10 protein-coding genes and 1 pseudogene are annotated in these 11,708 nt (G+C 37.2%); 4 read left to right on the top strand and 7 right to left on the bottom strand.

The genetic code is table 11. From position 1 onward, the window contains the following. Nucleotides 1-161 precede the first annotated feature (161 nt). Nucleotides 162-674, top strand: a pseudogene (locus CKK03_RS24185) (peptidoglycan recognition protein family protein); the annotation flags it as partial. A 66-nt stretch (nucleotides 675-740) separates the two neighbouring features. Continuing rightward, nucleotides 741-1,211, top strand: coding sequence for a peptidoglycan-binding domain-containing protein (locus CKK03_RS24180; RefSeq protein WP_281254533.1), 471 nt, complete (start codon nucleotides 741-743; stop codon nucleotides 1,209-1,211). Between the two features lie 113 nt (nucleotides 1,212-1,324). On the opposite strand, the gene larC2 is transcribed toward CKK03_RS24180, so the two are convergent. The 5 genes from larC2 to CKK03_RS19035 form a co-directional block, all read right to left on the bottom strand. Next, nucleotides 1,325-1,798, bottom strand: coding sequence for a nickel pincer cofactor biosynthesis protein LarC2 (larC2, locus tag CKK03_RS19055; RefSeq protein ID WP_099364105.1), 474 nt, complete (start codon nucleotides 1,796-1,798; stop codon nucleotides 1,325-1,327). 96 nt (nucleotides 1,799-1,894) lie between these two features. Beyond that, nucleotides 1,895-3,295, bottom strand: a complete 1,401-nt coding sequence (uxaC, locus tag CKK03_RS19050) for a glucuronate isomerase (RefSeq protein ID WP_099364104.1) — start codon at nucleotides 3,293-3,295, stop codon at nucleotides 1,895-1,897. A 140-nt stretch (nucleotides 3,296-3,435) separates the two neighbouring features. Continuing rightward, a complete protein-coding gene (locus tag CKK03_RS19045; protein WP_099364103.1) occupies nucleotides 3,436-4,716 on the bottom strand; it encodes a TRAP transporter large permease in 1,281 nt (426 codons plus the stop codon). Between the two features lie 7 nt (nucleotides 4,717-4,723). Then, nucleotides 4,724-5,221, bottom strand: a complete 498-nt coding sequence (locus tag CKK03_RS19040; RefSeq protein WP_099364102.1) for a TRAP transporter small permease — start codon at nucleotides 5,219-5,221, stop codon at nucleotides 4,724-4,726. 268 nt (nucleotides 5,222-5,489) lie between these two features. Beyond that, nucleotides 5,490-6,518: a TRAP transporter substrate-binding protein gene (locus tag CKK03_RS19035; RefSeq protein ID WP_099364101.1), complete on the bottom strand. Its 1,029-nt coding sequence runs from the start codon at nucleotides 6,516-6,518 to the stop codon at nucleotides 5,490-5,492. 376 nt (nucleotides 6,519-6,894) lie between these two features. Between CKK03_RS19035 and CKK03_RS19030 the strand changes: the two genes are divergently transcribed. Both CKK03_RS19030 and CKK03_RS19025 read left to right on the top strand, forming a co-directional pair. Continuing rightward, nucleotides 6,895-7,884, top strand: a complete 990-nt coding sequence (locus tag CKK03_RS19030) for a LacI family DNA-binding transcriptional regulator (RefSeq protein WP_099364100.1) — start codon at nucleotides 6,895-6,897, stop codon at nucleotides 7,882-7,884. 54 nt (nucleotides 7,885-7,938) lie between these two features. After that, entirely contained in the window at nucleotides 7,939-9,285 is a 1,347-nt protein-coding gene (locus CKK03_RS19025) for a hypothetical protein (protein ID WP_099364099.1), read from the top strand. Between the two features lie 51 nt (nucleotides 9,286-9,336). On the opposite strand, the gene CKK03_RS19020 is transcribed toward CKK03_RS19025, so the two are convergent. After that, complete coding sequence (locus tag CKK03_RS19020) at nucleotides 9,337-10,377, bottom strand: TRAP transporter substrate-binding protein (RefSeq protein ID WP_099364098.1); 1,041 nt, start codon at nucleotides 10,375-10,377, stop codon at nucleotides 9,337-9,339. A 257-nt stretch (nucleotides 10,378-10,634) separates the two neighbouring features. Next, nucleotides 10,635-11,660 (bottom strand): Gfo/Idh/MocA family protein, encoded by a 1,026-nt coding sequence (locus CKK03_RS19015; protein ID WP_099364097.1) that lies wholly within the window; start codon nucleotides 11,658-11,660, stop codon nucleotides 10,635-10,637. Between the last annotated feature and the right edge of the window lie 48 nt (nucleotides 11,661-11,708).

Here is an 11,708-nt window from a genome sequence, read left to right as displayed (position 1 = left end):
TTAAATGTCCTTTACAAAGGGTACAGTTTAAACGTCCTTCGGTTTTTTTATGTTGAATGCAGTCCCTCCTTCCCTCTAAAACATATTTTTGACACGGTACAAACTTGTTGTGCATACAATAAATCGATTGCCTATACTCACAATTCATGGAGGTGAATGAAATGGAGTATTCAATTACAAGAGATTATATTCGTCTGGGAAATTCACGATCGGGGCAAAAGATTTCAAAGGTGCGTTTTATCGTAAGTCATGATACAGGGAATCCAGGGTCTACTGCCTATGGAAATCGAAACTATTTTGACCGTTCACAGCCAAGTGCTTCTGCCCACACTTTCATTGATGATAAATATATTTTAGAAATAATCCCCCTCAACGAAAAAGCATGGCATGTCCGCTACAATATTACGGCTGACAATCAGCGTTTTGGTGATGATGCAAATGATGCAGCAATTGGTGTAGAGCTTTGTCATGGAGGGAAAATTAATTTCCAGGAGGCATATAATCGATATGTCTGGTACCATGCTTATTTGTGTGACAAATTTAATTTAGATCCGAAAAGACATATTGTGGCACATAGCACTTTAGACCCTTCTAGAAGATCTGATCCACAAAATGCCTTGCGTCCACATGGGGTTTCTTGGGAAGAATTTATTAATGATGTACAAGAGTCATTTAATCGTGATTTTAAAGGGGTTCCTACTAGTAATCCAAAGCCTGTTGTTGCCGGAGTTTCAACGCGATTGCCAATCCGAAGAGGAAATAAGGGTCCATTTGTAAAGGAAATCCAAGAAGACCTAATTAAAGCTGGTTTTTCAATGTCTCCTTATGGTGCTGATGGAAGCTTCGGTCCTGCAACCGAAAGTGCAGTCATGCGCTTCCAAAAACGATATGGGTTAATTGTGGATGGGCTAGTTGGGCCAGCCACATTAAGAAAGCTTGAGGAAGTTATCAAACAGAACAATTCGACTGACGACGAGTTTCCTCTTCCTAACGGAGTTTGGGGCCGTGGCGACACAGGTGAAGAAGTTCGTATGATCCAACGTGCTTTAAAGCATATTAACTTTGATCCTAAAATGATTGATGGCAGCTATGGACCATTAACGGAAGATGCTGTTCGAAGATTTCAATCGATGTACGCTGCTTTAGCAGATGATGGGATTTATGGTCCAAATACTAGGAAATATATTCAGATGGAATTAAATGATATGTAACCCACTGGCTTCAGTGGGTTTTTATTAGGTTATTCAAGCTAGTGGCAGTATTCTACGAATAGCGGCAGTATTTCTCAAATAGTGGCAGTTATCTACACCACTATCATTTGGTTTCACCCTTTATTGATCTCTTTCCAAACCTCTTCATATACTTTTTTCAATGGAATGCCATTTTCTTCAGCGATCCGGCGGCATTCTTCGTATTCAGGAGATTTTTGAACGGATTCCCCTTCGAAAACTCCTTCTTTTACGGTAACTTTGCCCCATTTTGTGATAACTTCTGTAAAAGTTCGTTCAAGTCGATGAACCCTCAAAGGGTAATACCGTAATCCTAGCGTCGTTGTCTCCGAAAACAAAATATCTTTCATTTTGTCTAATTTGCTTTTGGAGCAAAGAAGCTGGAGAAGGACAGCCGGTCGGTTTTTCTTCATATAAATAGGCGTATAATAAACGTCATTTGCTCCTGCATCAAATAATAAATCCATGACATAGCCTAACCATTCACCTGACATATTATCGAGGTTTACTTCGAGCTTGATCATCTCGCTGTCGATATGCTCATGATTTGGAGGAAGCTTCTTTTCCATAATTCCCTACCCTTTCCTACAAAAATAAACTATCGCTAGTATAACATTGGGCGATAAAAATAGCCCGCCAATTGGCGAGCTATCGATTCGTGTATTTTAAAACTCAAAGTAATCTTTAGCGTTTTGGTAGCAGATTCCTTTTACGACATCTCCTAGTAAATCCATGTCATTTGGAATTTCTCCGTCTTCTACCCATTCTCCAATTAAGTTACAAACTAAACGTCGGAAATACTCGTGTCTAGTGTAAGATAGGAAGCTTCTAGAGTCAGTAAGCATACCAATGAAACGGCTGAATAAGCCAAGGTTTGCTAATGCTTTCATTTGCTCAAGCATTCCTTCTTTTTGATCATTGAACCACCAAGCAGTTCCGAATTGCATTTTACCTGGTTTTCCTCCACCTTGGAAGTTTCCAATTGTTGTACCAAGGATGTAGTTATCGTTTGGATTTAATGAGTAAAGAATAGTTTTTGGTAGTGCATCTTCTGTATCTAGTGCGTCTAGTAATTGGTTTAAAGGACGCGCTAATTCACCATCGTTGATGCTGTCATAACCAGTGTCTGCTCCTAATTTTCCAAACATTCTAGTGTTGTTGTTACGTAACGCATGAATATGTAATTGCATCGCCCAGTCGCGTTTTGCATATTCTTTCCCTAAGAAAACGAGTGTATAGGATTTATACTTAATTTCATCTTCGATTGAAACTTTTTCACCTTTGATTGCTTTTTCAAATGACGCTGCAGCTTCTTCTTTTGTTGTATGCTCATACATCATTGTGTTAAGAGCATGGTCAGATACTCGACCACCAAGTGAATGGAAGAATTCAATTCTGTTCTCTAACGCAGTTAAGAAATCATCATAGTTTGAAATCTCAACACCAGATACTTCGCTTAGTTTTTTCACCCAACTAACAAAAGTGTCTTGGTTGATTTCTAAACCTTTGTCTGGACGGAAACTTGGTAATACTTTTACATCAAAGCTTGAATCTTCAGCAATAAGCTTATGATATTCTAATGAGTCAGTTGGATCGTCAGTCGTACAAACGACTTCTACATTAGATTTTTTGATGAGGTCTCTTGCTCCGAACCCTTCACCCGTTAACTTGCTATTTAATTTTTCCCAAATAGCAGGAGCAGATTTTTCGTTTAAGATTTCATGTACATCAAAGAAACGTTGAAGCTCTAAATGAGTCCAATTGAATAATGGATTTCCAATTGTCATTGGAACTGTTTTTGCCCATGCAACAAATTTATCATAATCAGAAGCATTTCCTGTTACGTATTCTTCTTCAATACCATTTGCTCTCATAGCTCTCCACTTATAGTGGTCGCCATACAGCCATGCTTCAGTAATATTTTTGAAAGATTTGTTTTCATAAATTTCCTGTGGGCTTAAGTGGCAGTGATAATCAATGATTGGCATGTCCTTTGCAAAATTATTGTACAAAGCTACCGCAGTGTCGTTTGACAATAAGAATGTTTCATCCATAAATTTTTTCATTTTTGTCCACCTGCTTTTTTAAATTTTACTATTTTATAGTAACCCAATAGTGGGGAGATAATCAATTAATGCCTCTACGTTTTTACCTTATTATTAAAAGTTTCAATGGCAAAGGGGTATCTAAAAAGACACCCCTTTTTTTATTCTATTAGTAAATCTGGTAAGAATAGTGAAAACTGTGGAACGAATGTAACTAAAAGTAAGGTTACAATCATTGCTAAATAGAATGGTGCCATTCCCTTGACTGTTTTCTCTATTGGTATTTGTCCAATTGCACAACCTACAAAGAGACAGGTTCCTACCGGTGGTGTAATTAAGCCAATTGCTAGGTTTAAAATGAGCACAACACCAAACTGTACTGGATCCATACCAGCTGCAGTAGCAACAGGTAAAAGAATAGGAGTCGCAATTAAGATAAGTGGAGCCATGTCCATAAACATACCAAGAACTAGTAAAATTAAGTTAATCAGCAATAATGTTACGATGTCATTAGGAGAGAATGCAAGAAGTCCCTCTGTAACCATTGCTGGAACTTTTAATAATGCTAATAGCCAACCAAACGCTGATGATGATGCGATTAAGAATAGAACCATTGCTAATGTTTTAGATGTTCTAACTAAGATAATACGCATTCTTGAAAGCGGAATATCACGATATACGAAGAATGTAATAATAAATGCATATACTACACCGATCGCAGCTGATTCAGTAGCTGTGAAGATACCACTTACAATACCACCGATGATGATAACAGCCGTTAAAAGACCTAATAAACCTTCGCGAACAATTTTTGGAATCTCTTCTCTTTTAACAGGCTCACCTTTTGGATAATTACGTTTTACCGCAATAACATATGTTACAACCATTAGGATTAATCCCAATAAAATACCAGGGATTATTCCCCCCATAAATAAAGCGCCAACTGAAACCCCACCAGCAGCAGTAGAGTAAATAATCATGTTATGACTTGGTGGAATCATAACCCCTTGTGCCGCACTGGAAATTGTTACGTTTACAGCATAATCAGAATCATATTTTGCCTTTTTCATCATTGGAATTAAAACAGATCCGATTGAAGATACGTCTGCAACTGCAGACCCTGAAATTCCGCCGAAGAATGTACTTGCCAATACGTTAACCATGGCTAATCCACCACGAACCTTACCAATCATCACGTTAGCTAAGTTAATTAGGCGTCTAGAAATACCGCCTTCATTCATAATTTCTCCTGCTAAAATAAAGAATGGAATTGCAAGGAGTGAGAATGAATTGAGTCCGCCTACCATACGTTGTACTAATGCTGCTAAATCTATATCCATATAAATTCCTGTTAAAAATGATGACACTATTAAACTTAGTGCAACAGGAACGCGTATAAGTAAGAGAAGAACAAAGCTTCCTAATAATACTAATACTTCCATTTATAACTCACTCCTCTATCTGTTCATCCCATTCTTGGTGCATACCCTTTTTAAACAATAGCTCGATGCCGTAGATTAGCATTAAAACTCCTGAAACAGGGATCGCTGCGTATAAAACACTTTGTGGTAGCCCAGTTCCTGCCATTGTGGATCCGCCCATCAATGATGTAAATCTAAATCCGTAAACAATAAATATAATTGCAACAATAATTACTAAAAATTTTGCGATAATATCACATAATGTTTGGACCTTTTTTGGAAATAACGCAACTAATGCACCTACACCAATATGGAGCTTATCCCTGAAACCTACAGCGATTCCGATGAAGCTTACCCATACTAGTAGTAGCATTGACACCTCCGAGGACCAACGGGGAGTATAGCTGAAAAAATATCTTGTAAACACTGTTGCAGCAACAATAACGGTCATTAATGCTATGAAAATAACATTAAGATTGTCTATCCCGTTATCAAACATACTTTTGATTTTTTTTAACCGTTCCATTTAACTAGCCTCCTTAAAGCAAACTCGATGATTGTCGAGCCTCAGATGAAAGCAAAGCATTAGTTGCATAATACTTTCTGTATTCGTTAAAAAACTAACGAAGCTTTTCATTACCTTTTTAACTAACCCAAACACATCATTTCTCGTGTTAGAAAATTTATATTCTTTGCTTTCAATTCATGAAGTCTTACTAAACTATATGAGGGGCACCTCTCCCTCAAGACCATCATCTTAAGGGAGAATTTGCCGCCAAAAGCTTGATAGATAATTATTCTACAGCTTCGATTTTTTCAATATTTTCTTTGTATGCGCCACCATGTTTGTCATACACAGGTTGTACAGCTTCACGCCATGGAGCAGTATCAGTAATTTCAACTACTTCATTACCAGCAGCTTCTACTTTTTCTTTTGCTTCATTTTCTAGATCTGCCCAAGCAGTTTTTTGAGCTTCTTGTGATTCCATTGCAGCTTCTTTGATTGCTTTTTGATGTTCTTCACTTAAATCGTTCCATACTTTAGAAGAAATCATTAAAATTTCAGGAACGCGTGAGTGAGCATCTAAAGTAAAGTATTTCGCTACTTCAAAGTGATTTACTGAATAGTAACTTGGATAGTTGTTTTCAGCACCATCGATAACACCTGTTTGAAGTCCAGAATATACCTCTTCGTACGCCATTGGAGTTGCAGATGCACCAAGTGATTCTACCATGTCTACTACTAGAGCAGATTGTTGAACACGAATTTTAAGTCCTTTTAAATCTTCTGGCTTTTCAACTGGATGTTTAGAGTTATAGAAGTTACGGCTACCAGAATCATAGAATACTAGACCTCTCATATTCGCTTCTTCCATACCAGCTAATAAATCCTCACCGATATCACCATTTAATACACTCCACATATGGTCTGCATCTCTAAATAGGTAAGGCATTGAAAGAACACCTAAATCTTTAGAAAATTCAGCGAGTGGACTTGCATTAACACGTGCAAAGTCGATTGTACCTAATTGAACTTGCTCGATAACGCTCTTCTCGTCACCAAGCTGACCACCCGCGTACACTTCAACCTTAACTTGTCCATCTGTTTTTTCTTCTACTAATTTCGCAAACTCTTTATCCCCTACAACTGTTGGATAATCCTCAGGTTGGTTGTCTGCTAATTTTAAAACGATAGGATCTTTTGCATCACTATCTCCACCGCCACTAGTTTTAGTAGCTGAATCATCTCCTCCGCCACAAGCTGCTAATAAGCCCGCAAGCATAAAGGACATAGATAGAACTGCTAAGCCTTTTTTCTTCATAAAAAGCTTCCCCCTCTGGTGTGTTTTTTAATTTTGGGTTCAAAGTCTATAAAACATAACCTTCCATATGAAACGCTTTCATATGTTATGAAAAAAATCGAAAGCAACTGGCAATCGCTTTCATTTGTGTTATAGACTTCGATAAAATAACAACGTTGTTATTTCTCTTACATCATAAATTAAAATATAGTAGTTTTCAAGTCTTTTTTTGTCGAATTCGAAATTTGCAGTTTTGTAAACGTTGACAATATAGGAGAAACCTGTGAAAATGTTAGATAAATAAGCTATAAATTTACTATAAAAATAATAACGTTGTTAAATAAATTTTACATGAAACAACATATTAAAATAAAAAATCAATCTATAGGTGACTTCTATGAATATTACGATTAAGGATGTTGCAAGGGTAGCTGGTGTGAGTTACTCTACTGTTTCAAAAGCGTTGAACGATAGCCCACTAGTAAAACCTGACACAAAGACAAAGATTATGAAAATTGCCAAGGAGTTAGGATATAAACCTAATTTTGCTGCCCAAAGCCTTGTTTCTAAACAAACAAAAGTAATTGGTTTAATTTGGCCGACTCTAGAACGGATTGCACCTTCTACATTGGTTACTAGAATCAATAAGGAAATTAAATCAAAATCCTATTCTATGATATTATCAATTGATTGTATTGAGGATTCGCTTGAGTTGTTCAAACGGTATCAAGTAGATGGGATTCTTGTGTTTGATGAACATAATCATAGTATTTTAGATACGGTTTCGATTCCAATCGTGACGTACGGTGTTGGAAGAAACAAAAAACATACTGTGATTGATGTCAGTTATCAAATGGCTATGAAAATGTCTGTTGAGTATTTATATGATCTGGGGCATCGTAATATCGCCTATCTTGGCGACTTCTCACCTATTGATGATCGACAATTAGAAAAATACTACGGCATTAAAAAAGCGATGAATAGTCTGAACCTACCGATTACAAATGAAAATTTAGTAAACACGGCAGGACTTAATTGGTATGATGGATATGTAGCAACGAAGCGATTGTTGAACTCTTCTAACAGACCTACTGCAATTATTGGTTCAAGTTATGATATTAGCGCAGGGATTGTTCGCGCACTTCGTGAGGCGAACTTAATTATCCCGAAGGATATTTCCGTTATGAGCTATGATAATATCTCACAAATGGGAAATCTGGAGATTCCATTAACCAGTATCGGGGTCCCAGTGGATGAAATCGCCTGTAATATGGTTGATACTCTAATAACTCAAATAAAAACGAAGGATACAACACCTATTCTTAAACAATTAACCCCGAAAATAAATGAACGGGTCTCGTGTGCTCAAGCTGGTATACTACTATGAGATGGCTAGGTTAATTGTCTAGCCATTGTTTATTTTTACAACAAGGAGATAATCATGATTGTTCTGTATAGTCTATTATTTTTGTTTTACTTTTTAAGTTTAATAGTTGATTCCTTATGGCTTACGACAGGGATGGGAATACTAGCCATTCTTGCGTGGCTTTTTTCAATTAAAGGTTCTTCTCTATTATTCAGGGTTATTAGTATTCTATTTGTAGGGATTGGTATTCTAGTATTTTTCCTTGAAGGTAGGGAAATTACAGAGTTACCGATGTATGCTACATCCATGGTTCCCTTATTAGCTATCTTTTATGTACTTCCTTTTATCAACTCGATAATTATCGTGGGACGATACGATCAGCAAGTTAGTAAACTATTAAAAGTCCGGATTCATAATATGGGGCAGTTATTTGGTCGAACATCAATGGTTACCTTTCTTTTGGGAGGTTTTCTTAACCTTGCAACCCTTCCACTCGTTAAGGCAGTTATACAGAGGAATATTTCTCATATGGCAGAAAATCTTCGAAATAAATTTATTTCACGTGCCATGCTAAGGGGATATGTTTTTAGTATTATCATTTCGCCTATGGAGTTATTAGTTATTTTAACTGTGGAATCGACCCATCTTCCATACTTAACGGTCTTACCATGGTTATTACTTTTTACCTTTATTTTAATTCTATTAAATTGGTTGATTGGCTATTTGTCCTTTAAAAAATATGAACTTACGGGAGAAGGCCAAGAGATTGAGGGTGAGGCCGCAAAAAGACAAATGAAACGAAAGGTCATATCTCTTGTCTTCTACCTTGCCTTGTTTATGGTTGTGATTTTAAGTGTGAATCGTATTTTAGATATGGGCTTCCTCCAAACGATTGCAATTGTAATTGTCCCCTTCTCATTTCTTTGGGCCATTTCGATTAAACGTTTGAAGTCATATATAACATTTGCAATTCCGTTATGGAAAAAGCGTACGATTGGTTTAAAAGATAATTTAGTCCTCTTTTTAGGGGTTGGTTTTTTCACAGGAAATTTAGGTGATTCGGGCTTTATCGATTATTTACAGGAGCCTTTTACAGCTTTAAGCCAGTATCCAGTATTCCTGTTTCTGTTCATACAAGTATTATTTCTTGGCCTTGCTTTAACTGGGTTTCATCCGCTAGTGACATTGACTATTCTTATTGCAATTGTTGAACCTGTTTTGCAGATGGTTAATCCGTTAAGTTTGAGTTTAGTCATGATTACTTCTGCATTATCAACTACGATTGCCGGTCCTTTTAATGTGTCTGTTTCGATTACCGGAGATTTATTGCATGTCAATTCTTATAAGGTCTCTCTTTGGAATTTAGGATTTGCCTTTCTGTTTAGTGGTGTCGGTACAATCATGGCGCTATGTTTGTTATAAAAAAAGCCCTACCTTAGGTTAGAGTCAACCTAAGATAGGGCTTTTTTGTGATTATTCTACCGCTTCAATTTTTTCAATCCATTCTTTGTATGCTCCACCATGCTTATCATAGACAGGCTGTACCGCTTCACGCCAAGGTGCAGTATCTGTAATTTCAGTAACTTCATTTCCTGCTGCTTCAACCTTTTCCTTCGCTTCTTCAACTAAAGCAGCCCAAGAATCGATTTGAACCTTTTGAGATTCCATCGCAGCTTCTTTCAATGCTTTTTGATCTTCTGCGCTTAACTCACCCCATACCTTTTTTGATATCATAAGAATCTCCGGTACACGGGAATGTCCATCTAACGTAAAATATTTTGCCACTTCAAAGTGATTTACTGAGTAGTAGCTTGGATAGTTATTCTCAGCACCATCGATAACGCCTGTTTGAAGAGCTGAATATACTTCTTCATATGCCATTGGTGTTGCTGATGCACCTAATGATTCAACCATATCTACGACAAGGGCTGATTGTTGAACACGAATCTTGAGTCCTTTTAAATCTTCTGGCTTTTCGACTGGATGTTTAGAGTTATAAAAGTTACGGCTACCAGAATCGTAGAATACTAGTCCTCTCATATTGGCTTCTTCCATACCAACTAGCAGCTCCTCACCAATCTCTCCATTAAGGACATTCCACATATGATCTGCATCCCTAAATATGTAAGGCATAGAAAGAACACCTAGATTCTTAGAGAATTCAGCAAGTGGGCTTGCACTTACACGCGCAAAATCAATTGTTCCTAATTGAACCTGCTCAATTACGCTTTTTTCATCACCCAGCTGGCCACCTGAATATACTTCAACTTTAATTCTGCCATCTGTTTTTTCTTCTACTAATTTCGCAAACTCCTTGTCTCCGACAACTGTTGGGTAGTCATCTGGTTGATTGTCTGCTAAACGTAACACAATCGGATCTTTCTCTTTTTCATTGCTGTCATTGTTGCCCGGAGCACTAGTCTGCTCCTTTTCTGTTCCTCCGCCACTACAAGCAGCTAATATTCCTGCAAGTACGAAGGAAATGGACAGAAGTGCTAACCATTTTTTCCTCATAAAAATGTCCCCCTTTAATTTTCATTTTCCCGGTCCGTAAACATTGGTAACGTTTACATACTTTGGACCTTCAAACAATTTCATCTTATGATAAAGCCAGCTAGTTTACAAGTATTTTATTGAATTTTCACAATTATAAAATTAATTATACCCAAATAAAAAGCGCCTCAAAAAATGAGACGCTTGGGCCCACACGATGTGGGTCACAAATATGTTGCCGCAGGAAGTGGCTTTCTTAGTCTTTGATCTATAAAAGATTATAGTTTTACAGGTCTTCCTTCTTTTGCTGATTGGTAAATAGCCATTATTAATTCAAGCGGTTTTCTGGCCTCTTCACCAGTCACTAATGGTTTACGATTTTCTACGAGCGCTTGTACAATGTCTGTGTATTGTTTAACGAAAGATGTGTTTGTTTTTAAGACATTAGATGACATGTCATTTTCTATATTGTTTTGTTTGTTCTCGTATTCCAAACCACTCTTGAATTTCCACTCTTTAATATGGTCATTCTCGATGATGACACTTCCGTTTGTGCCGAAGATATCAAGTGTTGTTGAAAAACCAGGAAAGGCAGTCGTATTTCCTTCAATTAGCCCAAGTGCACCTGATTTAAATTTAACTGTTGCAACACCGATATCTTCCACCTCAATGCGCTCATGAGCGCGTGTAGCTGTATATGCATAAACCTCATCAACTGGACCCATTAGATAAAGAAGAAGATCAATATAATGGATTGACTGATTGATTAATGCGCCACCACCGTCCAACTCCCACGTTCCACGCCATGCACCGCTATCATAATATTCCTGAGATCGATAAATAGTTGTTCGAGCAGCTCCAAAATTTAATTGCCCAAACTCGCCTTCATTTAATACTTTTTTAACATCTTGAACGGCCTCGTCAAAACGATGTTGGAAAATACAACTTAATGTAACATTTGCTTCTTTACATGCTTCAATGAGTTTATTCGTTTTCTCTATTGTAATATCAATTGGTTTTTCTACAACGACATGCTTCCCCGCTTTTGCAGCATCAATCCCTAGTTGAGCGTGAGTACCACTTGGTGTAACGATGACAACCATATCGATTCCTGCATTTGTTAAGAATTCCTGGTAGTCTGTGTAGGCTTTTAAAGTATATGTATCTGCTAGATTTTGAACCGTTTCTTTATTGCGCGAGTATATGGCAACAAGTTCAGCATTGTTTACTTCTTGAATGCTTTTGATATGTGTATTCGCAATGCTACCTGAGCCGACTACTCCAATTTTTATGGTTTTTGACATGACAATTCCCCCATCCCCGTAAACGTTATCATCTCTATTATAAAAGTA

Origin of the sequence: Fredinandcohnia onubensis (assembly GCF_002734215.1) — a bacterium.
Taxonomy (GTDB): Bacteria; Bacillota; Bacilli; order Bacillales; family Bacillaceae_L; genus Ferdinandcohnia; species Ferdinandcohnia onubensis.
This window is presented reverse-complemented; position numbering and strand designations above follow the sequence as displayed.